This window comes from Caecibacteroides pullorum (assembly GCF_019239235.1).
GTDB lineage: Bacteria > Bacteroidota > Bacteroidia > Bacteroidales > Bacteroidaceae > Bacteroides > Bacteroides pullorum.
In genome coordinates this window covers 89,923-114,797 of the sequence record NZ_JAAZTS010000007.1, presented here as the reverse complement: position 1 = coordinate 114,797, position 24,875 = coordinate 89,923, and the positions used below count along the sequence as shown (strand labels likewise).

Here is a 24,875-nt window from a genome sequence, read left to right as displayed (position 1 = left end):
TTCCTTTTGGTTATTTATTATTTCAGTTTCAGTTTCACGTTCACAATGTCATTTCCCTTCAGACGAACGAGCGTCTCGGCCGCCTTGCGCCCCTTGACCAGCCGGAGGCGATAGGTGCGATCGACGGGCAGGTTACGCAGTACACAAGGAGCAAAGCCTGCCGCGAGGCCGTTCAGGAAAACGGCCGCATCCACCTCGTCGCACGACACGTTCAGCAATCCGTAATCGGCCAGAGGCGAAATGAGGTTCAACTCCACGCTCTTCCCCGCATCCACCCAGAAGAAGTCGGTGCGCGAGTCCAGCCCCTCTTTCTTCGAACTGACGGCATAAAAGCCTGGCGCCAGCTTTCCCCGCCATTCGCCCTGCCCCACCTGCTCGCGGTTGAGCCAGATTTCGGTGTCGGCGTCGAAAGCGGTAATATGTACGTCGGCCCATTGTTCTGGCTGTACCTGAAGGCTGTCCGAAGCCAAGGAGTCTGCCAAAACCTCATTCGGGAACCCAAGCGTCTCTATGGTCTGTCCTGGCTGCGGGAACGGACGCAACTCGATGCCATGCAGGTCGACCACCTTACGCTCTGCGTTGGCCAGCTCCAACCACTGTTCGTAGTAGAGCGAATCGCCTTGGTCGACGGTCAGCCGATATCGGCCGGGCATCAGACGGGACGTCTCGATGCGCTGCATCCCCAACGGCTGCCCGTCCAGGCAGATGCGGGCATCGGGCCAGTCGGTCTCTACGGTCAGGTAGGCATAAAAAGGCTGCAACACGTAGCGCTTCTCAAAACGGGCGGAGTCTGTCAGTTCGATGGTATCGTTCAAGGTCTGGTAGAAAGGCGATTCAATACGGCAAGCATGCCGGCCCAGTGGCAAGTAAAGGGAAAGGGTCCCGTCCAAAAGAGGATGGATAACGGTATCTACGTAGACGATGGCATGTTCGGGCACCGTCGAAATCAGCGCCCACTGCTTCTGCTGACGGAACTCTTTCTCCAAACTTTCAGTATGGAGATAGGCATGATAGTGCTTTTTCTTTTTCAACACGCCGTCGGGCACCTTCCAGGCCAGCTGCCCGTAGACGGGATGCTTGATGACGAGGAAGCTGGTACGATGGGGCAGCGTCAGGGTGACCATTCCTTCTCCTTCGGTCGTGGCTACAGATGCATCTTCCACGAAAAACTGGAAACCCTTCTCGTTAGTAAAAAAGTCGAGCAGAGCTTGCCGTTTGTCTGTCGTAAAAGGCGACTTTTGCAGGAACGGCCTCTTGTAGCGTCCGAAATCCTCGATGCGCATCCGCTGCGCCATCACGGGAAAAGCCGTCATGCACCACAGAATTATGATCCACCCATATCTCATGCGTACTGTTTCTGAAATCATACCTTGCAAACATACGGAAAAATAACGGAATAACCGACGCTGCTCTCCGATTTTCTTCAAGGGATATCGGCATTATTCCTGTATAAAATGCCACTTTATACTCATAACTATGAACTTTAGCTTCGTCATGTAGATAGTTAGCAAGCGAAAGAAGGCTATTGTCCAAACAAGAGAAAGCAGCCATTTGTCCAGCTTAAAGCATTGCTTTATCCGACTCCAAACATTACTTTATGAATATATCCAAACGGTCAATATTTCACTGACAGATAACTCTCCCTCAAACAAAAGATAAGTCATTTCTCCCGTTTTATCCTTCACCGTTTCACAATGAATGGTAACCGATTGTAAACAAGGCAATAATGGTGAAACATACCCGTCTCATGTGAAACCAGATGCAAGTTTCACAAGAAACCGCTAATTCACACCGAATTACGATGAAACTTCACAAAAGAAATGGAAATAATCTTGTAAAAGAAGGCTTTTTACAGGTTTTCAGCCAAATATTGTCTCAATCGTTTGGGGGCTTTCCCGAATATTTGCTACATTTGAGCAGCCAAACCACAGAAAGCATCTTGCAATGAAAGAAAATGACCCGATACCGACCTTAGCTCCCACATGGGGCGCGGACGTGTTCCCGCTGTTCTCCTGGTTCAAGCAGGAGCGGCTGGACCGAGCCAATGTGATGGTAGTGGGTTGCGGTGCCCTTGGCAACGAGGTGCTGAAGAACTTGGCTTTATTCGGTGTCGGTCACATGGTCGTTGTGGACTTCGACACCATCGAACCATCGAACCTGACCCGCTCCATCCTCTTCAGTCGGGCAGACGCCGAAGCCCGTCGCCCCAAAGCGACCGTAGCAGCAAAGCGCATCCGCGAAATCAATCCATCCATTCAAGTGCTGCCACTCGAGAGCGACATCTGCCACGATGTCGGGCTGGGCCTGCTACGACGGATGGATGTCGTCGTGGGCTGCGTGGACAACCGCTGGGCGCGCTATTGCCTGAACCGCCTGTGCATGCGTGCCGGTGTGCCTTGGGTAGACGGCGGCATAGACGGACTGGAAGGCACAGCGCGGGTGTTCGTACCTGGCAAGAATTGCTACGCCTGCAATCTGGGGCCTGAAGCGCTGAAGGACATGTCGTACCGCCTGTCATGCAGTGCGGCCATCCGACGAAATGAACAGGCGAACCGTGTACCGACCACGCCAGTAATCGCTTCCGTCATCGGTGCCGTAGAAGCACAGGAAGCCATCAAACTGCTACACCCCGATGAACTGGCCAGCGGAGAACTGACCTCGCTATGCGGAAAGATGTTCTATTACGAAGGTCAACACCTGGCCGCACGTATCGCAGACTTTACGGGTTACGACGAAGAATGCCCCGTGCACGACCGATGGGAACCGATAGAAAAAGTAAACCTCACGACGGACAGGCCGATTGGTGAGACACTGGACAGCCTGGCTGGGCAATTGGGATGCCGGGACGTGGAAATCGTACTCAGAGACCACAGCTTCGTGGACTACCTGACCGTACGGAAAGACGAGCGAAAAGTAGCCGCCCTGCTTCCCGACTATGCCATCGCCCGTTTTCTGGAAGAAGAGCCCACCCTACGCCAGCTTCCTTTCCACGCCCTCTACCAACATGAGATAAAAACTGTCGACAGGGATTTTCCCTATCGGGATCTGACTCTGTCACAGATCGGCATTCCGCCGTGGAGCGTCCTGCATGTGCGGACAGAAAACGGCAGCCGCTACGTAGAGCTGGCCGACGAACGAAATTACTCAACCTTCTTATATCAAAACAGACAGGCATGATGAACGAGACAAAACCATTTGACATCAGTGCGGAATTCCTCTTGAATTACCTCTTCCCTGACCACACAGACCAGTGGCAAGCGGAATGCGCCGGCGCATTCTATCGGAACTACAGCCCGGATATCCTGTCGTTCGAAGAGGACAAACGGACGGTACGCCTGGCTCGCGACGGTTTTCTGCGGTTACTCCCCCAAGGAGTTATCGCTCCCGACAATGCCCTGAAAGGAAAAGGTTTCGAACAGAAATACGAACAACTCAAAAAGAAAGAGGAACTTCTGAAAGATCTCTTCAAGCCTGTAGACACCCTGAACTTCAGATTCCGCCTCCACATTGAGAAAGAAACCTCACAACTGTCGGGCGGGAAACTGGCCCTGCTGCTCAAACACTATTTCGGCTACGACCTGGAGAAAGAAGAAAATCCATACATCCGAAAAACAGCCCCGCTGCTTCTCCTCATCAGCCACCTGCGCGCTGATTTCGGTTTCTTGCGAACCCTGCTGAAAAGCCTGTTCGACTGCCCTGTAGAGATGACGACCGGCCGATATACGTGGGACGAAGGCATCGGCTATTCACAACCCGCCATCACCTTCCATCTGATTGTCCCAAACCTGACAACAGAAGCATACAACAAGCTAAAAGCGACCGTAGATCCGTTTGCCGACTTTATTCGCGAATGGTTCATTCCCTTCGACACGCATTGCACCATTGCCATCAAACATCATGAGCGCCCCTTTGCCCTGGGTAACGCCCTGACACTGGACTACAATACCGAGACATCAACCCAGCATATTGACACTAACAGGAACCTATTATGAATATCAACTCAAGAATAGACTGGAAAGCCGGCATGGCAATCTCCGCCCAAACTTTTCTAGAACTGGACGAGAACCTGCGCCACAGACAACAAGCGGCAACCCGAGCCGTCAACGGAAATGAATTCGGCCTCATACCTTTCACCGAATTCGACAGGCAAGGCGGTTTCGTCCGCAACAAACTGGAAATAGACCACCTGGCTTGTATGGCTCTACTCCCCTCCGGAAAAATTCTGCACATCGACGAAAAGGTTGTAGTGACCGTCCCGCTGGTGTATGGCAACGAATACTACCTGGCCTGCGGTTTCGGCGAAAAGGAAGTGGAATTCGACGTAAAGGAGGTACCCTTTGTACGGCCGGAATACACATACGGCATCTATTCCCTGAGCGAACTGGAAGGGACAGACCTTTTCCCGGTCATGAAATTCAAAGTCAGCGACGGTATCTTTTCCATCGACGAATCTTACATTCCTCCTTGTCTATATCTATCGTCTAACAACCGCTTCCAACCGTATTTGGAGCAACTCACAAAGCAAGTCAGCTTACTGGCCGAACATCCGAATCTGGAGTCTGGAGAAGGGAAACGTGCTTTCCAACGCTATGCCTATCTGTTAAAGAGTTATGATACTCAAGGCAGGACATGCCCTTTCATCCAACTGACCTACGAAATAGCCCAAGCCATAGACTACTATATCGTTACGCCAAACACCGAGACACCTGTAACCATACCGGCTTATTCGGGATATGACATCGCAAACTGGCTGGACTGGTTGGACAGCTATCTGCATAACGCGGCAGGCACCCTCGACAAAGTAGTCCTGGAAGACCACACCATCGACTTTGACGAGTTGAAAGCACAAATCAAGGCAGAATTGTACGAACAATTGCGCCCTGAACTGTACGAACAACTTTACACTGAACTTAAGGCCAAACTCTATGCCGAGATTTCCGAAGACCTGACTGTCCGCCTGACCGACTACATCAACCAACAACTCAAGACCGAACTACATGACCTGTTGTCGGGAGAATTGTCGGAAGAACTGTACGAAAGCCTGTACAAGAATCTGTATGAAAGCCTGTACAATGCTCTATATGTCCCAGTAGAAAAAGAAGAGGATGAATTCACACCATTAATTTAAAAGTATGTCATGAACGTTTTACTACCTTTGCAAGTAACAAACGGACGTCTGGCCTACGCTTCCAAGTCGCAAATGGCCATCGACGCGTTCATCGAACTGCTGCTGAGCACACCGTGTGGAGGCTGTGGGGCAGATCCTGAATTCGGATTTATATTCAACAACCTGAAATTCGAGATATTCAACGAAAAGGAAGGGGTCATTTATGACTCATTGCCACAGGACAACTCAAACTCGAAACTTTACGACAAGAAGGTTTCGGGAAACTCCAAAAACCTCAATACATTTGCGGTAGACCTGAAAAAAGCTATCGAACAATACGAGAAAAGGCTGACTGAAGTTTCCGTTTCCATGACATACCTTAAAAACCAAAAAATGATTCAAATCGTCGTTGAAGGCATACTTATGGAGACCAATGAACCCTACAAGTACACAACCAGCATCAACCTCTGGAACTGACTTCCTTCAAGAAACGTCCTGACCATAACTTAAATGAGACAGAAATGAAACAGACGATATTCAATACACGCCAAAGGGCAAAAGAAATCATCAAAGAAGCCATTGCCGTTTGGGAACAAAGCACCAACAGCGAACACCTGGAAGGCATTGAGCAAGATCCGGTTTTCTCCCTGTTTCTGACAGCGCTGGCCTATCAGGCTAACGAAATCGACAACGAAATCGAACAGCTCAAGGCCGAAATCCTTTATGAGCTGGAACAGATGCTCGTCCCCTACGAACGGACTCACGCACTCCCGGCAACAGCTGCCGTAGAAGTGACACCCAGTGAAAGTATCTCAATCCAGACACTGGACCATCGAACGGTCTTCTCCCTTCAGGACACACCGTTCACATTTATTCCACTTCTCAGCACACGGGTATTCAACTGCAAGATATCCTCGATAGTCCGTATAGACAACCGCCGCTGGAAAGTGGGCCTGCAATTCAAAGAACCGGTCAACAACCTGTCTGGCATGACCTTCCTAATCGGCACCCCTCATTTCCAAGATCTGAAGGTTTTTGCCAACGGCCACCCGCTTCCGCTCATCAAGCCGTGGGATTACGCCGATTTGCCCCTGGACAGATGCTTCTCGCTGGAAAACCTGCTCTACAACGAATCGCCCATTTTCCAGCCACGCCACATCTGGTTTGATTTATTTGCGAGACAAAACGTACGACTGTTTGCAATAGATACTTACAAAACCCCGTCGGCCACATCCCTATCAAACGAAAGACTGGAACTGGTTTTCGAATTCTTTGGCATTGACGACCAGTTCCTGTTCGACAAGGAACTGTTGTCGCTGAACTGTACTATCCTGGCCAATGCCTCCATAGCATCTGCCAACCTTTCGTCCAGTTCTCCCATCACGCGCCTAAACGGTGCAAGCGACTTTTCCACATACTGGCAATTCCTGCACCTGCTCCGACCTGCAGATACGCAAATGTTCAAAGAGGAACCCATTGAAATCCGTAAAATGACAGCCAGCCGTTTCAATCCTGAGCATCTGGTCAAATTGGCCACTACGCTTATCAACCGCTTTTCCTCCGATTATTATGCCTTTCAGGGTATCGACTCCCTTCGAGAAGGAAACTTCATGGACAGCTTCTACTCTCTGCTGAAAAAAATGTCGGAAGGATTGGCCAAGACTCCGAACATTTATACGCCGACCCTCTATCTGATGCTCAAGAACGACAACGGTTTCCGTCCCAAAGACAAAAGTCTCCACATAGACTATCTGGTCACTAACGGTAGCGCTGTCAACAGCTTGCTGAACAACAGAAGCCGGTTCAATATCCTGGCAAACGGCTACTTTACAGATGTCAAGCTGGTTGCCGAACCTATGCCCGGCTTTGACGAAGTGCAGAACATGGACGCCGAAAACCTACTCACGCGCTACTACCTGACCACCAACGATCGAATTGTGACACCTGCAGATATCAAAATCTTATGTTATAACGAACTGGGTACCCGCTTTGGCATCACAAACGATATGATAACAAGCATAAGAGTCAGAAACAACCGCCACACGGAACGCTACCATTGCGGCTTGGAGACTCAGGTTTACATATCCCTGAAAAACGATCCCTACATCAAACGAAACTTTCAGGAGAAAATACCAATGACCGAAATGTTGTTGCAAAAAATGATTGAAGTAAGAAGCACCAACATCCTGCCGGTTCAAGTCAGTATCGAGATCAGTTAGGAAGGCGATTGGAAAAACGTCCGACAAACAGAGCTATTGAGAACTCTTAATTTATTATTTTTGCAATCCAAACAAAGACGTAACAATGGAAGATTTCTTTTTAGACATCGTATATAAAGACAAAAAAGTAAGGTTCCGCATCATGAACCCACAGGCTCCCCTGAGTACCCTGATGAACAATCTGCGTCATGCCATCGGGAAAGACGGACGGCTTATCTTCGATTTTCCATCGATAGACCCGACAGGGGCTCCTTTAGACTATTTCTTCGGGAAAGAGGACACCGCGACTCACGAAACACGCGTACTCAGACCCAGGATTGGAAAAACAGACCAGACGTTGGCAGATTACAACGTCAACAATGGAGATACCGTTTTTCTAATTCCTGACCCCTTCCCCGGATAAAGAGTCATACACCCTAACAGAATTCAGCATGCGAACATATCCCACGAATTGGCAAGAGTACTCTTCTCAACAATTGAATGGAAGAAATCGGAGACTGCTCCATGAATGGAGCCAACTGGATCGTGCCCTTGAACAACGAAACGAAATGGAGTATCAAATTATCAGACGTAATGAACAAGGCCTGCCCACAATGTATCTGATAACCTATCATATCCGCTCCATTTGCAATGTAGAACAACTTGAACGATTGAACGAGCCAGGCATAGCCAACAAGCCTATTTTCGCTTCAACCTTTCGCATGCGTATCTACCTGCCCGAGAATTACCCTTGCGTGGATGCACCTGCCGAATTTTATTTCCTGACTTACGATAAAGAAGGCCAAGCAATCCCTCATCCATGGCATCCCAACATCCGATATTTCGGAGACTTTGCGGGAAGGGTATGCCTGAATAGCCCTGACACTTACTCCAGCCTGGCCTGGTGCGTAGAGCGTATTGGACACTATCTGACTTACGACCGTTATCACGCCATTCAAGAACCTCCCTATCCGGAAGACTTGAAAGTGGCAGAATGGGTAGTCAAACAAGGAGAGCCTCAAGGATGGGTTTATTTCGATCAGCAACCCGCTTTAAAATAAGGCAATAGAATAACTATTTTTCAATTTAAATTCGTATTTTTGTTCATACATTTAAATGCTGAAACATGAAATTCCTGAATAATGTCATATATGTTCTCATTCTATTTTGCTTCAGCTGTAACCTGAAAGCACAAACAGTCAAGCAAATAGAAGTGGCAGGAAACGCCCCATACGTGGACCACATCTCACTTATACCGGGAACAACCGACATGGACCTTCTGGTAAAAATCAGCTTCAACGAGCCCAGCAACAAACTGACAGTCAACCTGATATCCTATCGGAAACTGTTCGTTTTCCAAGATAACGTACGCTACTCACATGCTGTCCGCTTTCGCAAACTCCGCCCCAACAGACTGCCCTACGTGGTGGAATCGGATGAAAAGGCAAGATACAAGATGATGAAACCCTTGAGAAAGTCCATCAAGCCCAAAAGAAAACACATCTTCAAGCAGTGGATTGAGTATGAGGGACTTCAACCACAGCCGACCGAATACAAGATGGTGAACGACTACATTGAACAAACATTCGACATTCTTCATGAAGTGGCCGATGTATCTATCACACTCAGAGATATACTCGTCATGAGCGAACAAACAGGTCGAAAGAAAATTAAATACAACCTTTTTTTCCAAACGGACTTGAACCGCAAATACAACATTTCTATCAAAAGAGACCCTTGTTTTGGAAAAGAAGAAGAGATACAGGCTGCAGCAACCCTGCTCGAGAACATCAAAACGGGATATACCACACTCGACCAAAAATTCGGCCAGCACTCCAACCTGAAGAGTCCTGAAAGTGAAGGAATATTCAATGAAATGAAAGCGCTCCTACTGAAACAATACCCCAAAAAGGAAGAAACAAGCGCCTGCCCAGATATCCAATCGAGCATAGAAGCCTACAACAGCTACGTGGACGCTATCCAAAAGATGCAATGTAAATTCCAAGTTATAAGAGAAAAACAGAGCACAAAGTTTGACCTCAGCGCCGACTACATTCTGGCAACAGCCAGACAAATTGACAACAACACCAACAAATGGTTATTGAGTTCAGACGAGATTGAGAAAAAAGACCTGGAAACTGCATGCAAACAAGCTATAACCCTGATTGAAGCGCACGTGCAACGAGCGACAGAAGTCAACCACGACCAGCAGGCAGCCCTCAACATATTCAACAAAGCCAAAGCTTATTTCCGCCAAACCTGCCAAAAGAAATAACGCGTATGAAAGAATTGAGACATCACATACGGCTACTGTTCTGCCTATGCATCGGAATGGTTTTCTCCTGCACCCAAATCTGGGGGCAGGATGAATCAAACAGCTTTGTTGACGAAATGCATCTGCTGGAAATAGAAAGCCGCATGCTCAGCTTTTATCAGGAACTCAAAGATATTTCCGCCAGGGTTGGACAATATACATCGAACGAGCAGCTTACGGAAGCCAGCCAAAAAGTGACAACCATCGACGCCAAATGGAATACCTATTACCAATCGAGGCAGATCGAAATAGCCGAAGACGACTCCCTGCTGCAGATTGTTGCCGACTATCAACTGACCAAACAGAACTTGCTGGACTCGATTGCCATTCAAAAACACTTCTTCGATGCACAAAAAGATTTTGCAGATGCAGAAGTTTTTTTTCAGGCACAAGACAGCGCTTATGCCAAGCTCTATAAGACAGCAGTCGAATATTCACTGATTAAAGCATTGGCTGCTGAACTCGAAAAGGTGAAAGGGAAAGAACAGCTGGTGTTCGCGGAAATTCAAAGCCACTATGACATTGCCAAAAGCCTGTCTGAGGAGTTCAAGAACCTCCTTCCCCGTTTTCAGCCGATAGAAGAAAAGTACATCGAACTGAAAAACATATCCGATAAAATACAGGCCTTGGAATACAAGCCCTGGCTACAGCGAATAAAAGACTATTTGTATAGCCTGGCTGCAGTAGCTATGATATTACTGTTTCTCAACATGCTGCAAGCCAAACTGAAAGCGCTCAAGCAGGCACGAGAGAACGCAAAGAAACTCCGTGAAATGATGGACAAAGACAATAATGACTATCCGACTATCTAATGAAATTATAATCCGAAAATAATCCGCAACAATGAAAAGCCGCCACATCATATCGCTTCTGTTAGTGTCACTCCTCGCCTTGTCGGGCTGCGATCAATTCAACGTCACCAACAATGCGTCCAAGCAAGATTTGAACATCAACATCACCAAAATAGAATTTGAGCCAGATCACAAACGTTTCCATCTGAACGTAGAGATAAACGACACCCTCACGGCAATGTTGCTGAGCAGCAGCGCCGACAGCATTCATTTCGAAACAAAAGAATTTTTAAAAAACAATACCTACGATCCGAAAACCCAGCCCCAACTGGAAAGTTATGAAAACCTTAAACTGAAAGAAATTAACGAGTTAAAATTAGACGCACTTTTCCTGATTGACCTGACATTGGATTCCATTGCGATCAATCAACAAAATCAGATCATCAAAAACCTGGCAAAACTCTTTGCGCTGGATCATCTTCATGTAGCCTTCATGAAAAATGGTGAAGTGACTCCAACCATGATTGCGACAGATTATGTCATGAACAACTATTTCAAATGTGAGCCAGGAGAAAAATACCTCTATCGTGCCCTTTCCTCCAAAATAGACGAGTTCAAAAAGGATTCTTCCGAATATGTCGAGAGAGTCAAAAACACTCCATCGACAGGCCTTCTTGCCTCCGCACGAAAAATCATGTTCATCTTCTCTGACGGAAAGGTCTACAACCATAACAAACCCATTGACCCCAAACACTTCGAACTGCAACACCAAATCATCCAACAAATAGATACAACCCAAACATTACCCATCTTCTATTTCAACCTGGAAAAAGGGAACGAAGGCTACGACGTAGGAGAAAAACAAGACATGCTGGCCAGCCAGGCAGATGAAGAGTCCCAAAACTTCTTGACAGCGCTTTGCCATAAAAGTGGAGGTAAATACATCAATGCCTCCAACCAACAACTGAAATTGAACGACATACTGCATTTGTTCAACAACAATTATATTGACTACACCTTCAACTATGTAAATCCTGACTACAAGATTTACAGAGGAATGGAACGCAAGCTTCAGATTACCTGCTACTCAGGCGACAGCCTGGTTGCTTCCGACTATATTTCCTACAATGTAGGAAGTATCTACAATCCTGTCATTATCAATGGCTCAACAACGCTTCAAATCATCCTTCAAGGCTGTTTGATTGGTATAATAACCATTCTCTTGCTCTATCTGATTTTCCAATTCATTTTACCAGCCATCAGCTATTGGTTGTTCAAGAGAAAATACGTAACCCGATACACTGGTAAGAACATGAGTTACAACGGAATGTTGATTGAGCAATCCTGCTATTTCTGCAAAGCTCCCTTTGTGGAAGGTGACGAAATCGTTGCAAAATGCCGGCATATACTTCACAAATCCTGCTGGGACGAAAACGAATACCAGTGTCCAGAATACGGAAGACATTGCAAACAAGGACGGCACTACTATAACTCAAGAAACTTGTTTGACCCACACAATGCATCGTTTTACCTCGCGTGGATCATCGCCGGAGCCTTTGCAGGCCTTATTGCCTGGATAAACTTTACAGCCAACGTCCATAACAACGAGAATTTGTTACTGGTAAAACTCATATACCTCATTTTTGGTGTAGATTCAGGTTCCCCACAAATCACCACGCTTGTAGAAGAATACGGCAGCCACCTTCTGTTCCTGCCGTTCTACGGTCTGAACATTGGCTTTTTCCTGACTTTCTCATTAAGCCTTCTGACCAGCCATGGCCGTTGGCTATGGAAAAGGACATTGCAAATCATTGCCCGATCGCTCATTGGAGGTCTTTTCAGCTACCTGTCATTTTTCATTGGATGTGTCATCTCCATAGCACTGAACTTCAAGGACAATTCCTTCCTCGTCGATTGGATTCCCTGGATGTTGAGCGGACTCGTCATCGCATCAGCAGTGGCCTATGGAACTGACATCAAATTAAAGAAGGCATTGATCGGTGCGGTCATCTCTATCATTTTCGGACTGGGGTCCATGTACTTGTGGTCATTCTCCTTCAACGCCCAGGTCGATACACGTGAATTCCTGCTCCTGAGCTACATGATCTACTGCATCGGATTTGCCATCAGCGTAGCGGCCACGTGTCCGAAGTCCGAACGATACTTCCTCCGAGTAGAAGGGCCTATCAAGGATATGGATATCGCAATCTATAAATGGATGAAAGCACCTGAACAATCGAAAAGAATATTGATTGGCAAGTCAGTCAACTGTGACCTGCAAATGACGTGGGACATCACCAGCCCCATCGCACCCGAACAGGCCGAAGTGAGAATGGTCAACGGCTACCTTTACCTGACAGCACTGGAAGAGGGCATCCTATTCAATAAGAAGCCACTGAAAACAAACGTCAGGAAGAAACTTTATCATGGAACCAAGTTCGTCATCGGAAAGACGACGTTCACCTACTTGGAAAAAGATCTGTAACCACTATTCCCCCCGTTAGTCGGGTAAAGAAAAAGGCTGTATCAAGAACCTCGATCACTGCTAGTTCTTAATACAGCCTTTTTTCAGGAACAAAAGACCGTTTTTACTCGTTCATCAGATAGTTTTTGAACGCAGTAAACTCTTTCGACATCGCTACGCTTTTCTTTTCGCCTCTCATGAAAGCCTGCAATTTGGCAGGTATATCCACTTCTTCGCCGATGATTTTCTCTACCGTATCCTTGAACTTGGCGGGATGGGCCGTCTCCAGGAAGATACCTGTTTCGCCCGGCTTCAATCCTTCGGACAGGGCACGATAGCCACAAGCACCATGCGGGTCGAGCAGGTAATGATGCGCCTGCCATACGTTCTTCATCGTTTCAGCTATCTGTTCGTCGGTATAGGTAGCCCCACTGATGTCGGCACAGATAGCGTCATGGCTATTGCCATAAAGATCGAGCACACGGGCAAAGTTGCTGGGCGCACCCACATCCATGGCGTTGGCAATAGTGGCTACCGACGGACGAGGTGAATAGACACCTGTCTGCAAGTATTTGTAGAAGATGTCGTTACGATTGTTGGCGGCGATGAAGCGCTTTACGGGCAGCCCCATGCGTTTGCCAAAGAGCCCTGCCGTGATGTTTCCGAAATTGCCGCTGGGCACACAGACAACAACGTTATCGGCTTTACCCGCCTTCTTCAGTTGAGCGTAGGCGTAGAAATAATAGAAGGCCTGCGGCAGGAAGCGAGCCACGTTGATGGAGTTGGCGCTCGTCAGCTGCATGTGGGCGTTCAGCTCCTTGTCCATGAAGGCAGCCTTTACCAGCGCCTGGCAATCGTCGAAAGTGCCGTCCACTTCGAGGGCGGTGATGTTCTGCCCGAGGGTCGTAAATTGTTTCTCCTGTATCTCGCTCACCTTGCCTTTGGGATAGAGCACATAGACGTGGATACCTTCCACACCCAAGAAGCCATTGGCCACTGCGCTGCCTGTATCGCCCGAAGTGGCTACCAGTACGTTGACCTGCCGCTTGCCCTCCTTGCGGATGAAGTGCCCCAGCAGACGAGCCATGAAGCGGCCGCCTACATCCTTGAAAGCCAACGTAGGGCCATGGAAAAGCTCCAGCGAATAGATGTTGTCTGACACGGGCACCAGCGGTGCGTCGAAGCTCAGCGTGTCGCAGACAATCTGCTTCAAGGTGTCGGCCGGTACGTCTTCACCAAAGAAGGCATCGGCCACACGGCAGGCTATCTCCTGAAAGCTGAGATCCTCGATATGGTCGTAAAACGATGCGGGCAGCGACTTGATGACATCGGGCATGTAAAGTCCCTTGTCTGCGGCCAGTCCTTTGACAACGGCCTCTTCCAGGCTGACATCGCGTTCCTGTTGGTTGGTGCTATAGTATTTCATGTTTTTTCGGTATTTGGGTTATTTCATAAATTCGTTCATAAACTCGTCTTCCTTCATCAGGCCATAAGCGCCGTTGCAGGCCGCCACTTCGTCGAAGGTCTGCACCTCGTCGGGTTCGATGCCCGGATACCAGATGAGGAAAGGTACAGGTTCGGCCGTATGTGTGCGCAGTTCGCAGGGCGTGGGATGATCGGGCAGGACAGCAATGGCTATCGGTTCGTCCCAATCCTTCACCACCTCGTAGATGGGGCCAATGGCGCGACTGTCCAAGTTCTCGATGGTGCGTATCTTCAAGTCCACATCGCCCTCGTGGCCCGCCTCGTCACTGGCCTCCACATGAAGGTAAACGAAGTCGTCGGTCTTCAGCGCCTCGAGTGCAGCGGCAGCCTTGTTCTCGTAGTTGGTATCATACAAGCCAGTGGCGCCCTCTACCGTCAGACGTCGCAAACCTGCATAGTAACCGATACCATTGATCAGGTCGACGGCTGAGATGACACTGCCCTTACGGATTTGGGGATATTTCTCAGCCAGCGGCTCCATCTGCGGACGATAGCCAGGGCTCCATGGCCAGATGCTGTTGGCAGGATCCTTCCCCTCGGCCTTGCGCTTCAGGTTGAGCGGATGGTCTTCGAGCAATTCCTGCGAGCGCACGATCAGCTCATTGATCAGGTCGGCTGTCTGCTTGGGGGTCAGTTCGGCACCGCCTTCGGGCCGGGTAATGTGTTCCGTACCTGGCATAGGCTTCACCATCAGAGGGCGGTAGGGCTTGAGCGGCACGTCGTGAGGCGGTGTACAACCGATACGTTTGTCGCCTCCCTTGATCACCAGCAGATGGCGGTACTGCACACCTGTATAGAAGTGTACCCGCTCGTTTCCCAGCTTCTCCTGAAGATACTTCACCAGTATGTCGGCTTCGGGTGTTGTGATGTGTCCCGCCGAATGGTTCTTCAGCAGGTCGCCTTCGATACAGATGATGTTGCATCGCATAGCCATCTCGCCCGGCTTCAGGTCGACGCCAATGCTGGCGGCTTCCAGCGGGCCACGTCCTTCGTACACCTTGGGCAAGTTGTAACCCATGACCGACATGTTGGCTACCTCGCTGCCCGGATGAAAGCCTTCGGCCACAGTAACGAGACGTCCTGTACGCCCCATGCGGGCCAGCTTGTCCATATAGGGTGTATGGGCGGCCTGCAGCAACGTCTTGCCGCCCAGCGACTTGACAGGCCAGTCGGCCATGCCGTCGCCCAATATAATGATGTGTTTCATTTTTTTAATGGATAATTGAAAATTGAAAATGGAGAATTGCGAAGTGACTATACGTTCATTTTCAATTTTCCATTCTCAATTTTCCATTTATTAAACGTTCGCAATGCTCATGATGTCGGCAAAGACGCCAGCGGCCGTCACACTGGCTCCTGCGCCATAGCCTTGAATCATCATTGGATATTCGCGGTAGCGTTCGGTGGTGAGCAGAATGATGTTGTTGCTGCCCTCCAAGCCATAGAAAGGATGGCCGATGCCCACTTCCTGCAGGCCTACCGAAGCTTTGCCATCCTCCAGACGGGCCACGAAACGCCAATGCTTCTTTTCGGCCTCGAGCACCTGGCGACGGGCTTCGAAGTCGGCATCCAATGTAGGCACTTTCTTCCAAAAGTCGTCCAAGGAACCTTCGAAGAAGTCGTCGGGCACGAAGAGATGTTTCTCCACGTCGTCCTGCTCCAGACGGTAACCGGCTTCACGCGCCAGGATGACCAGTTTGCGGATAACGTCCTTGCCGCTGAGGTCGATGCGCGGATCGGGTTCGGAGTAGCGCTCCTCCTGCGCCATGCGGATAGTTTGGCTAAAGGGCACGTCGGCACTGATCTTGTTGAAGATATAGTTCAGCGTTCCGCTCAACACGGCCTCGATCTTCAGGATCTTGTCGCCGCTATGGATAAGGTCGTTGATGGTATTGATGATGGGCAGACCTGCGCCTACATTGGTTTCGAAGAGGTACTTCACCCCACGTTGGCGGGCTATCTGCTTCAGTTCACGATAGTTTTCGTACTCCGACGAGGCGGCAATCTTGTTGGCGGCCACCACGGACACGTTGTGTTGCAACAAGTCTTTGTAGAGAGAAGCAACGCCCGCGCTGGCTGTACAGTCGACAAACACCGAATTGAAGATGTTCATGCCGATAATCTCGTTACGCAACACGCCCAGCGAGCTGTCCATTCCCTTCTGCTTCAAGTCCTCGCGATAGTGCTCCAGGTCGATGCCTTCGCGGCAGAAGAGCGCTTTCGAAGCGTCGGCAATACCCACCACATTCAGCTGAAGGCCGTTCTCCTGCATCAACTTCTGGCGCTGACTCTGAATTTGTTCGATGAGACTTCCACCTACCGTGCCGATGCCACAGATGAAGAGGTTGAGCACCTGGTATTCGGAAAGGAAGAACGAGTCGTGGATGACGTTGAGCGACTTGCGGAGCGACTTGCTTTCGACTACGAATGAAATGTTCGTCTCCGAAGCACCCTGCGCACAAGCTATCACATTGATACCGTTGCGTCCCAGCGTGCCGAACAGCTTGCCTGCGATACCCGGCGTATGCTTCATGTTCTCGCCTACGATAGCGACCGTAGCCAGGTTCTTCTCCGCCTGGATGGGCGAGATTTCACCCATCTCGATTTCCTTGGCAAATTCTTCGGTCAGCACGGCACAAGCCAGATCGGCGTCGGCATTGCGCACACCGATAGAAGTAGAATTCTCCGACGACGCCTGCGACACGAGGAACACGCTGATGCCGTTTTTGGCCAACGCCTTAAAGATGCGGTAGTTCACACCGATAACGCCTACCATACCCAGACCCTGGACCGTGATCAGCGTGGTGTCGTTGATGGACGAGATACCCTTGATGGGCTTGCTCTGCGGATCGGACACCTCCTGCTTGATGATAGTTCCTTCGCCTTCGGGGTTGAAGGTATTCTTGATAAGGATGGGGATGTTCTTGTGGCAAACGGGGTAGATCGTGGGCGGATAGACCACCTTGGCGCCGAAGTTACATAACTCCGTAGCCTCCACATAGCTCAGCTCGTTGATGGTGTAGGCAGTAGATATGACGCGCGGATCGGCAGTCATGAAGCCGTCCACGTCGGTCCATATCTCCAACGAGTCGGCGTCGAGAGCGGCTGCGATGATGGCGGCCGTATAGTCAGACCCGCCCCGTCCCAGGTTGGTCACGTCGCCTGTCGTCACATCGGTGGCAATGAAGCCAGGCACCAGCGAACGTTTGGGCAGGTTGGCAAAGGTGCTACGCACCAGTCGGTTGGTCAGTTCCTTGTCGAGCACATGCTTGGAAAACTTCTTTTCCGTCTTGATGAACTGGCGCGAGTCAAACCATTCGGCTCCCGTCAGCTGGGCAGCAATGATAGACGAAATGCGCTCGCCGTAACTCACGATGGTATCCGACGTTTTCTGCGACAGGTCTTTGATGAGGTAGATACCTTGGAAGATATCTTTCAGCTCGTTCAGCAGTTCGCCCACCTTATGTTGCAATTCCATCTGTTGAGGATCGGCCGGAAAAGCCTCTCTGATCATCTCCACATGGCGGAATACGATTTCACGAAAACCATCCTCGTAAGAGGCATCACCAGCCGCCGCTTTGCGGGAAGTATCTATCAGCTTGTCCGTAATGCCTCCCAAAGCCGAAACAACCACAATCACCGGCTCGTCTGCGGCCTCTACTATCTTTTTGACGCTCAAAATGCTTTTTGCGGAACCTACTGACGTTCCGCCGAATTTCATAACTTTCATTTCTCTGTATATAGATTGAAAGGGTGATACAATGTGTCGGAAGCAAACACCTCGAAAGGGTCTGCACTGACGTTCCTGAAAATGTAAAATTGAAAAAACTGCTGAAAAATAGTGTAACACGTAGAAACACAAATACTATCCCCTAACCCCTAAGGGTCATGGTACACATGGATGTCCCTGTATAAAAATAGTATCCGTTCATAGTCTCTGTTCCTTCGTTGTTTTTTGATAGGTTGCCGCAAATATAGCAATAAAAACATTCAATCTAACACTTTTCCCCACTTTTTTGCGATAAAAGTGCAGAAAGCGCCCCCAAAAGTCAAGACAAATGTCCGAAAGCGCCCTTCTATTTTTCTATTTCCACAGGCGGAAAACAGAACATTCCGCGCTACTTTTCTTTCATTTTGTCAGCACTTTAAAGAAATATAACTATATTTGCAGAGAAATTGTGAAATAAAACATTGTATGGTCGCCAATAATACTTCCGTTTTGCTAATATACACCGGCGGTACTATCGGAATGATAGAAAACCCCGAGACAGGTGCACTGGAAAACTTCAACATGGAGCAGCTCCAGAAGCACATTCCCGAGCTGCAAAACTTCGGTTTCTGCATTGACACATATCAGTTCGACCCTCCAATGGATTCGTCGGACATGGATCCCGAGGCGTGGCAACGACTGGTGCGCATCATTAGCGACCACTACGACCAGTACACGGGCTTCGTCATCCTGCACGGCACCGATACGATGGCCTACACGGCTTCGGCACTGAGCTTCATGCTCGAAAACCTGAACAAGCCCGTCATCCTGACCGGCTCGCAGCTGCCCATCGGCGTCCTGCGTACCGACGGCAAGGAAAATCTGCTGACCAGCATCGAGATAGCCACCGCCTGCCATCCCAACGGACGCCCCGTGGTACCCGAAGTCTGCATCTTCTTCGAAAACCACCTGATGCGCGGCAACCGTACCACCAAGATGAACGCCGAAAACTTCAATGCTTTCCGCTCGTTCAACTACCCCAACCTGGCGTCGGCCGGCATCCACATTAAATATAATAATGTGCAAATCCACGCCCATCCCAGCGCAGCTACGCTGAAACCCCACTACCTGCTGGATACCAACATTGCCATCCTGAAGCTCTTCCCCGGCATTCAGGAAAACATTGTAGCCTCCCTGCTGGCCACCGAAGGGCTGAAAGCCGTAGTGCTCGAAACCTACGGCTCGGGCAACGCCCCCCGCAAGGAGTGGTTCCTACGCCTTCTGCAAGCCGCCAGCCTGCGGGGAATCGTCATTGTCAACGTCACCCAATGCCATGCCGGCATGGTCGAGATGGAACGCTACGAGACGGGCTACTGGCTGATGCAGGCCGGCGTGGTGAGCGGCTACGACAGCACCACCGAATCGGCCGTCACCAAGCTGATGTTCCTCCTGGGTCACAATTACGGCCCCGACGAAGTGCGCCGCCTGATGACTGTCCCCCTGGCAGGCGAAATCACCGTCTGACCCCTATTCCACCGGCGTCAGCTCGCCCGTCACGGAGTCGATGATGTAGCCCGACACGCGTATGTCGTGCGGGATGAGCGGATGGTTCAGGATGGCGTCCACCGTCTGTCGAACCGACTTCTCCGTATCGCCGAAGCCATAAAGCCACGACTCGAAGTCCACGCCACAGAAGCGCATCATGTCAATCGTCTCCTGCTTGATGCCCCGCGCCTTCATGTGGGCTATCATCTGTTCGCTGCTCATGTGGCACGCCCCGCAGTCGGAGTGGGCAATGACCATCACCTCCGTCACACCCAGTTCGTAGATGGCCACCAGCAGACTGCGAATCACGCTCCCAAAGGGATGTGAGATGATGCCTCCCGCATTCTTGATCATCTTCACGTCGCCGTTCTTGATGCCCAGTGCAGCGGGCAACAGCTCCGTCAGCCGCGTATCCATGCACGACAGAATGGCTATCTTCTTGTCGGGATACTTTGTCGTGATAAACCGTTCATAACCCTTTTCGGCCACAAACTGCTTGTTGTATTTCAGAATTTCATCAATCATACGTTTCCTTACCTTTTTTGAGTGAAAACTGTTTCGGAGAGAATACTTCGGCAGGCCGGCATCCGCCACACTTCTCCCCTTGCGTCGATACAGCAAAATTAAAGCTTCACTACGTAACGACCAAAAACAAGCCTCCTATAATCCCTAAAAATCTGTTAACGAAAACCGAATTTCGTGTTAACAAAAACTAAACCGTTGATCTACAAGAACAAGCAGCACGCCCACTCCACACACCCCTTACAGCTGACAGTTGACAGTTTATAAAATCAGGAAGAGACAGAGAGAAAATTGATAATTATAGTTTATATTATATATATATATTTATATATATAATATAAAAGTTGTAAGCGTTTTTTTCCAGACTGAAATTAGAAAACTGTCAACTGTCAGCTGTAAGGGAAATCCTGCAATTTCCAGCCTTACAGTTGACAGTTGACAGTTCTCGTTTTTCATTCACACACCAAATGCATTCCATCCATAAAAACACATAGTGACAGCGTAACGAAAAGAAAACGACGTCCTGCCAGCGCGAAAACGTTGTTTTCTACACTGGAAACCAATGAATTAGTTTTATTAACACAAAACAAGGTTTTTGTTAACAAATTTTTAGCGATTACAGAGGGCCAAATTTTGGACCGTACAAAAAGAAGGAGTATCTTTACAGCGTCGATAACGGAAACGACGACGGATGCCGGCCCCGGCGGAGTTCTCCGAAAAAAGAGTGGAAACGAAAGCATATACACAGAAAAAGCAACAAATGTCCGTCAACAATCGGGACAACAGAAGGAGGAAAGCTGGCAGGGTGCAGCCAAACAAGAGAAGGGCGAAAAAGCCGAAAACTATGTTTTCGCTTTGTGCTTCTCCCGGTTTGCACTATCTTTGAAGCCACAATCTTTTTTAAACGTTCTGATATGGCCAAAGAAAAAACCGTGTACGTGTGCAGCAACTGCGGACAGGAGTCGCCCAAGTGGCAGGGAAAGTGCCCTGCGTGCGGGCAGTGGAATACCTTCGTCGAGGAAATCGTGCGCAAGGAACCCGTAGCCCGACGACCCGAGGCAGGCATCGCGCCGACGAAAGCCAAACCCGTGACGCTGGACGAGATAGAGGCCGCAGACGAACCCCGCATCGACCTGCACGACGCCGAGCTGAACCGTGTGCTGGGCGGTGGACTGGTACAGGGGTCGCTGGTGCTGATAGGCGGTGAGCCGGGCATCGGCAAATCGACCCTGGTGCTGCAGACCGTCCTGCGACTGACGGAGAAGCGCGTACTCTACGTCTCGGGTGAGGAAAGTGCCCGCCAGCTGAAGCTGCGTGCCGAGCGACTGACCAAGCAGTCGTCCGACTGCCTCATCGTCTGCGAGACGTCGCTCGAACAGATCTATGTCCACATCAAGAACACCCGTCCCGACCTGGTCATCATCGACTCCATACAGACCATCTCGACCGAAGCGCTGGAGTCCTCGCCCGGCAGCATCGCCCAGGTGCGCGAGTGTGCCGCCAGCATCCTGCGCTTTGCCAAGGAGACGCATACAGCGGTCATCCTCATCGGCCACATCAACAAGGAAGGCAGCATCGCGGGCCCCAAGGTGCTGGAACACATTGTGGACACCGTCCTCCAGTTCGAGGGCGACCAGCACTACCTGTACCGCATCCTGCGCAGCATCAAGAACCGCTTCGGCAGCACCGCCGAGTTGGGCATCTACGAGATGCGTCAGGACGGCCTGCGACAAGTGAGCAACCCTTCTGAACTGCTACTGAGCCAGGACCACGAAGGCATGAGCGGTGTAGCCATCGCTTCGGCCATCGAGGGTGTACGTCCGTTTCTCATCGAGACGCAGGCACTGGTCAGCTCCGCCGTCTACGGCAATCCGCAACGTTCGGCCACGGGCTTCGACCTGCGCCGCATGAACATGCTCCTGGCCGTGCTCGAAAAGCGCGTAGGCTTCAAGCTGGCACAGAAGGACGTCTTCCTGAACATCGCCGGCGGCCTGAAGGTGAACGACCCTGCCATCGACCTGGCCGTCATCAGCGCCATCCTATCGAGCAACGTGGACACGGAAATCGAAGCCGAAGTGTGCATGGCGGGCGAAGTAGGACTCTCGGGCGAGATACGCCCCGTGAACCGCATCGAACAACGCATCGGCGAGGCCGAGAAGCTGGGCTTCAAGCGCTTCATCCTGCCCAAGCACAACCTGCAGGGACTGGACACGCGGAAGCTGCACATCGAGCTGGTGCCGGTGAGAAAGGTGGAGGAAGCTTTCAGAACACTTTTTGGATAAGGACCTATGACATACGAATATACGATCAGAGTGCTACCCGAGGTAGCAGCCAACGAACAACGATTGAAAGCCTATCTCGTACGCGAGAAAGGCCTTGACGAGAGAACCCTCAACGCCACCCGCATCCTGAAGCGGAGCATCGACGCCCGCCAACGGACGGTCTTCGTGAACCTCACCGTGCGGGCCTACGTCAACGAAGTGCCCAAGGACGACGAATACCAGCATACGGACTACCCCAACGTGGAAGGACGCCCGCAGGTCATCGTCGTGGGTGCCGGTCCCGGCGGCCTCTTTGCCGCCCTGCGCCTCATCGAGCTGGGCCTGCGCCCCGTGGTGGTGGAGCGCGGCAAGGACGTGCGCGAGCGCAAGAAAGACCTGGCCCAGATCGGCCGCACGCAGGCCGTGGACCCCGAGTCGAACTACAGCTTCGGCGAAGGCGGCGCGGGAGCCTACTCCGACGGCAAGCTCTACACCCGCAGCAAGAAGCGCGGCAATGTGGACAAGATACTCAACGTCTTCTGCCAGCACGGCGCCTCCACTTCCATCCTGGTGGACGCCCATCCGCACATCGGCACCGACAAGCTGCCCCGCGTCATCGAGAACATGCGCAACACCATTCTTCAGTGTGGCGGCGAAGTTCATTTCCAGACACGCATGGACGCTCTGCTCATCGAGGGAGACGAGGTAAAGGGTATCGAAACCCACACGGGTCAGACGTTCCTCGGCCCCGTCATCCTGGCCACGGGCCACTCTGCCCGCGACGTCTACCGCTGGCTGGCTGCCAACGGCGTGGAAATTGAGGCCAAGGGTATCGCCGTGGGCGTGCGCCTAGAACATCCTGCCACCCTCATCGACCAGATACAGTATCACAACAAGAACGGACGCGGCAAGTACCTGCCCGCCGCCGAATACAGCTTCGTCACGCAGGTAGACGGCCGTGGCGTATACAGTTTCTGCATGTGCCCTGGCGGCTTCATCGTGCCCGCCGCCAGCGGTCCCGAACAGATTGTGGTGAACGGCATGAGTCCCAGCAACCGCGGCTCGCGCTGGAGCAACAGTGGCATGGTGGTGGAGATACGGCCGGAAGACCTGGAAAATGAAGAATTAAGAATGAAGAATGAAGAATTATTGGGCGATGATAGAAATTCTTCATTCGGAAGCGCAGCTTCCATTCTTCATTCTTCATTAAATATGCTTTCCTTCCAGGAACACCTCGAACGCCTCTGCTGGCAGCAGGGCAATCGCCGGCAGACGGCGCCCGCCCAGCGCATGGCCGACTTCGTGAACCGCCGCCTCAGTGCCGACCTGCCTGAGACGTCGTACGCCCCCGGCCTGATTGCCTCGCCCCTGCACTTCTGGCTGCCCCCGTTCATCGCCGGCCGTCTGGCCAAAGGCTTCCAGCAGTTCGGCCGCAACGCCCATGGCTTCCTGACCAACGACGCCGTGATGATAGCCGTAGAGACCCGCACGTCGGCACCCGTCCGCATCGTGCGCGACCGCGACACCCTGCAACATGTCCGCCTGCGCGGCCTCTTCCCCTGCGGTGAGGGAGCTGGCTATGCCGGCGGCATCGTCTCGGCTGGTGTGGATGGCGAACGGTGTGCCGAGGCTGCGGCAGAATATTGCGAAGGAAATAAATAACCATAACTTAACTCTTGATTATGACATCCACTCCCGAAATCGCCATCATCGACCCCAACACCCTGAGCAACCTGGGGCTGAGCGACCTGCTCGAAGAGCTGATCCCTGGCGCCGTCATCCGTACGTTCCCCTCGTTTGCAGCCTTTATGGACGACACGCCCGACATGTATGCCCACTACTTCATCTCGTCGCAGGTGTACCTCGAGCATACGGCGTTCTTCCTGCCGCGACGGCCCAAGACCATCGTACTGGCCGCGGGCGAAGCCGGTCCGCAACTGGCAGGCGTGCTGACACTGAACATCTGTCAGCCGGAAAAAGAACTGGTGCGGAGCATCGTCCAACTGCATGGACATGGCCATCGGCATGGTCACCCCGGCAAGCTGCCTGCTCTCACCGACCAGCCGACCAATGTGCCTGCCGGTCACGAACTGACGGCACGCGAGATAGAAGTGCTGGTGCTGGTGGTCAAGGGATTTATCAACAAGGAGATAGCCGACCGCCTGAACATCAGCCTGACTACCGTCATCAGCCATCGCAAAAACATCACGGAGAAGCTGGGTATCAAGTCCGTCTCGGGCCTTACCATCTATGCTGTGATGCACGGCTATGTGGAAGCGGACCAGATCTGAAAAGATAAAGTAAACATTAAATAGACAAGCCACAACACATAGATATCAAAGTTTTTTGTAAGAAAAGATAACTCGTTTAGAATAAATCGGTTGGTCGGATTGCTTGAAAATTGGGTAACGAGATAGCAACCGTTCGTATTTCTGAGTTCTTCATTGTTATGCTTCAATGTGATAACTCTGACGGCACA

The 24,875-nt window shown here is 50.8% G+C and carries 19 protein-coding genes; 14 read left to right on the top strand and 5 right to left on the bottom strand.

Going from position 1 to position 24,875, the window contains the following annotated elements:
- Nucleotides 1-17 precede the first annotated feature (17 nt).
- The gene (locus HF894_RS07055; RefSeq protein ID WP_218417849.1) at nt 18-1,367 is read right to left on the bottom strand and encodes a peptidase associated/transthyretin-like domain-containing protein; all 1,350 of its coding nucleotides are present in this window, start codon (nt 1,365-1,367) and stop codon (nt 18-20) included.
- 577 nt (nt 1,368-1,944) lie between these two features.
- Here HF894_RS07055 and HF894_RS07050 point away from each other — a divergent pair.
- The 10 genes from HF894_RS07050 to HF894_RS07005 all read left to right on the top strand — a co-directional run bounded on the left by HF894_RS07050 (nt 1,945) and on the right by HF894_RS07005 (nt 12,895).
- Entirely contained in the window at nt 1,945-3,177 is a 1,233-nt protein-coding gene (locus HF894_RS07050) for a HesA/MoeB/ThiF family protein (protein ID WP_204972017.1), read from the top strand.
- Nucleotides 3,174-3,992: a hypothetical protein gene (locus HF894_RS07045; protein ID WP_204972015.1), complete on the top strand. Its 819-nt coding sequence runs from the start codon at nt 3,174-3,176 to the stop codon at nt 3,990-3,992. The genes HF894_RS07050 and HF894_RS07045 overlap by 4 nt, the downstream gene beginning before the upstream one ends.
- Nucleotides 3,989-5,128: a hypothetical protein gene (locus HF894_RS07040; RefSeq protein WP_204972012.1), complete on the top strand. Its 1,140-nt coding sequence runs from the start codon at nt 3,989-3,991 to the stop codon at nt 5,126-5,128. Before HF894_RS07045 ends, HF894_RS07040 begins: the two co-directional genes overlap by 4 nt.
- 9 nt (nt 5,129-5,137) lie before the next feature.
- On the top strand, nt 5,138-5,584 hold the full coding sequence (locus tag HF894_RS07035; RefSeq protein ID WP_204972011.1) for a GPW/gp25 family protein: 447 nt from the start codon (nt 5,138-5,140) through the stop codon (nt 5,582-5,584).
- Nucleotides 5,585-5,628: 44 nt separating this feature from the next.
- On the top strand, nt 5,629-7,326 hold the full coding sequence (locus HF894_RS07030) for a hypothetical protein (RefSeq protein WP_204972010.1): 1,698 nt from the start codon (nt 5,629-5,631) through the stop codon (nt 7,324-7,326).
- Nucleotides 7,327-7,411: 85 nt separating this feature from the next.
- A complete protein-coding gene (locus tag HF894_RS07025) occupies nt 7,412-7,729 on the top strand; it encodes a hypothetical protein (protein WP_139247481.1) in 318 nt (105 codons plus the stop codon).
- A 145-nt stretch (nt 7,730-7,874) separates the two neighbouring features.
- Nucleotides 7,875-8,366, top strand: a complete 492-nt coding sequence (locus HF894_RS07020; RefSeq protein ID WP_204972009.1) for a ubiquitin-conjugating enzyme family protein — start codon at nt 7,875-7,877, stop codon at nt 8,364-8,366.
- Between the two features lie 65 nt (nt 8,367-8,431).
- Nucleotides 8,432-9,580 carry a hypothetical protein gene (locus HF894_RS07015; RefSeq protein ID WP_204972008.1) on the top strand — a complete coding sequence of 383 codons (1,149 nt, stop codon included), beginning with the start codon at nt 8,432-8,434 and terminating at the stop codon, nt 9,578-9,580.
- 5 nt (nt 9,581-9,585) lie between these two features.
- Nucleotides 9,586-10,431, top strand: a complete 846-nt coding sequence (locus HF894_RS07010) for a hypothetical protein (protein ID WP_204972007.1) — start codon at nt 9,586-9,588, stop codon at nt 10,429-10,431.
- 31 nt (nt 10,432-10,462) lie between these two features.
- Nucleotides 10,463-12,895: an E3 ubiquitin protein ligase gene (locus tag HF894_RS07005; protein ID WP_204972006.1), complete on the top strand. Its 2,433-nt coding sequence runs from the start codon at nt 10,463-10,465 to the stop codon at nt 12,893-12,895.
- Between the two features lie 103 nt (nt 12,896-12,998).
- Here HF894_RS07005 and thrC read toward each other — a convergent pair whose 3' ends face one another.
- From thrC to thrA, 3 genes are all read right to left on the bottom strand, one after another.
- Nucleotides 12,999-14,300, bottom strand: a complete 1,302-nt coding sequence (gene thrC, locus HF894_RS07000) for a threonine synthase (protein ID WP_204972005.1) — start codon at nt 14,298-14,300, stop codon at nt 12,999-13,001.
- 18 nt (nt 14,301-14,318) lie between these two features.
- Nucleotides 14,319-15,566 (bottom strand): cofactor-independent phosphoglycerate mutase, encoded by a 1,248-nt coding sequence (locus HF894_RS06995; RefSeq protein WP_204972003.1) that lies wholly within the window; start codon nt 15,564-15,566, stop codon nt 14,319-14,321.
- A 90-nt stretch (nt 15,567-15,656) separates the two neighbouring features.
- Nucleotides 15,657-18,089 (bottom strand): bifunctional aspartate kinase/homoserine dehydrogenase I, encoded by a 2,433-nt coding sequence (thrA, locus tag HF894_RS06990; protein ID WP_204972001.1) that lies wholly within the window; start codon nt 18,087-18,089, stop codon nt 15,657-15,659.
- Between the two features lie 465 nt (nt 18,090-18,554).
- On the opposite strand from thrA, the gene HF894_RS06985 reads away from it, so the two are divergent.
- Nucleotides 18,555-19,592 (top strand): asparaginase, encoded by a 1,038-nt coding sequence (locus tag HF894_RS06985; protein ID WP_204971999.1) that lies wholly within the window; start codon nt 18,555-18,557, stop codon nt 19,590-19,592.
- 3 nt (nt 19,593-19,595) lie between these two features.
- Here HF894_RS06985 and HF894_RS06980 read toward each other — a convergent pair whose 3' ends face one another.
- Nucleotides 19,596-20,138, bottom strand: coding sequence for a beta-class carbonic anhydrase (locus HF894_RS06980; protein ID WP_021846955.1), 543 nt, complete (start codon nt 20,136-20,138; stop codon nt 19,596-19,598).
- Between the two features lie 911 nt (nt 20,139-21,049).
- Here HF894_RS06980 and radA point away from each other — a divergent pair.
- Genes radA through HF894_RS06965 form a run of 3 tightly spaced genes read left to right on the top strand, consistent with a single transcriptional unit; the run spans nt 21,050 to nt 24,687 of the window.
- Nucleotides 21,050-22,417, top strand: coding sequence for a DNA repair protein RadA (radA, locus tag HF894_RS06975; RefSeq protein ID WP_021846956.1), 1,368 nt, complete (start codon nt 21,050-21,052; stop codon nt 22,415-22,417).
- Nucleotides 22,418-22,423: 6 nt separating this feature from the next.
- A complete protein-coding gene (locus HF894_RS06970) occupies nt 22,424-24,058 on the top strand; it encodes an NAD(P)/FAD-dependent oxidoreductase (protein WP_204971997.1) in 1,635 nt (544 codons plus the stop codon).
- A 20-nt stretch (nt 24,059-24,078) separates the two neighbouring features.
- On the top strand, nt 24,079-24,687 hold the full coding sequence (locus tag HF894_RS06965) for a response regulator transcription factor (protein WP_204971995.1): 609 nt from the start codon (nt 24,079-24,081) through the stop codon (nt 24,685-24,687).
- Nucleotides 24,688-24,875 lie beyond the last annotated feature (188 nt).

Excerpts from the sequence above, each read along its gene's own strand:
- HF894_RS07040 (WP_204972012.1), top strand. The coding sequence starts at position 3,989 with ATGAATATCAACTCAAGAATAGACTGGAAAGCCGGCATGGCAATCTCC.
- thrC (WP_204972005.1), bottom strand. The coding sequence starts at position 14,300 with ATGAAATACTATAGCACCAACCAACAGGAACGCGATGTCAGCCTGGAA.
- thrA (WP_204972001.1), bottom strand. The coding sequence starts at position 18,089 with ATGAAAGTTATGAAATTCGGCGGAACGTCAGTAGGTTCCGCAAAAAGC.
- HF894_RS07030 (WP_204972010.1), top strand. The coding sequence starts at position 5,629 with ATGAAACAGACGATATTCAATACACGCCAAAGGGCAAAAGAAATCATC.
- HF894_RS06970 (WP_204971997.1), top strand. The coding sequence starts at position 22,424 with ATGACATACGAATATACGATCAGAGTGCTACCCGAGGTAGCAGCCAAC.
- HF894_RS07010 (WP_204972007.1), top strand. The coding sequence starts at position 9,586 with ATGAAAGAATTGAGACATCACATACGGCTACTGTTCTGCCTATGCATC.
- HF894_RS06965 (WP_204971995.1), top strand. The coding sequence starts at position 24,079 with ATGACATCCACTCCCGAAATCGCCATCATCGACCCCAACACCCTGAGC.
- HF894_RS06980 (WP_021846955.1), bottom strand. The coding sequence starts at position 20,138 with ATGATTGATGAAATTCTGAAATACAACAAGCAGTTTGTGGCCGAAAAG.
- HF894_RS07025 (WP_139247481.1), top strand. The coding sequence starts at position 7,412 with ATGGAAGATTTCTTTTTAGACATCGTATATAAAGACAAAAAAGTAAGG.
- HF894_RS07045 (WP_204972015.1), top strand. The coding sequence starts at position 3,174 with ATGATGAACGAGACAAAACCATTTGACATCAGTGCGGAATTCCTCTTG.
- HF894_RS07020 (WP_204972009.1), top strand. The coding sequence starts at position 7,875 with ATGGAGTATCAAATTATCAGACGTAATGAACAAGGCCTGCCCACAATG.
- HF894_RS07005 (WP_204972006.1), top strand. The coding sequence starts at position 10,463 with ATGAAAAGCCGCCACATCATATCGCTTCTGTTAGTGTCACTCCTCGCC.
- HF894_RS07050 (WP_204972017.1), top strand. The coding sequence starts at position 1,945 with ATGAAAGAAAATGACCCGATACCGACCTTAGCTCCCACATGGGGCGCG.
- HF894_RS06995 (WP_204972003.1), bottom strand. The coding sequence starts at position 15,566 with ATGAAACACATCATTATATTGGGCGACGGCATGGCCGACTGGCCTGTC.
- radA (WP_021846956.1), top strand. The coding sequence starts at position 21,050 with ATGGCCAAAGAAAAAACCGTGTACGTGTGCAGCAACTGCGGACAGGAG.
- HF894_RS07055 (WP_218417849.1), bottom strand. The coding sequence starts at position 1,367 with ATGATTTCAGAAACAGTACGCATGAGATATGGGTGGATCATAATTCTG.
- HF894_RS07035 (WP_204972011.1), top strand. The coding sequence starts at position 5,138 with ATGAACGTTTTACTACCTTTGCAAGTAACAAACGGACGTCTGGCCTAC.
- HF894_RS07015 (WP_204972008.1), top strand. The coding sequence starts at position 8,432 with ATGAAATTCCTGAATAATGTCATATATGTTCTCATTCTATTTTGCTTC.
- HF894_RS06985 (WP_204971999.1), top strand. The coding sequence starts at position 18,555 with ATGGTCGCCAATAATACTTCCGTTTTGCTAATATACACCGGCGGTACT.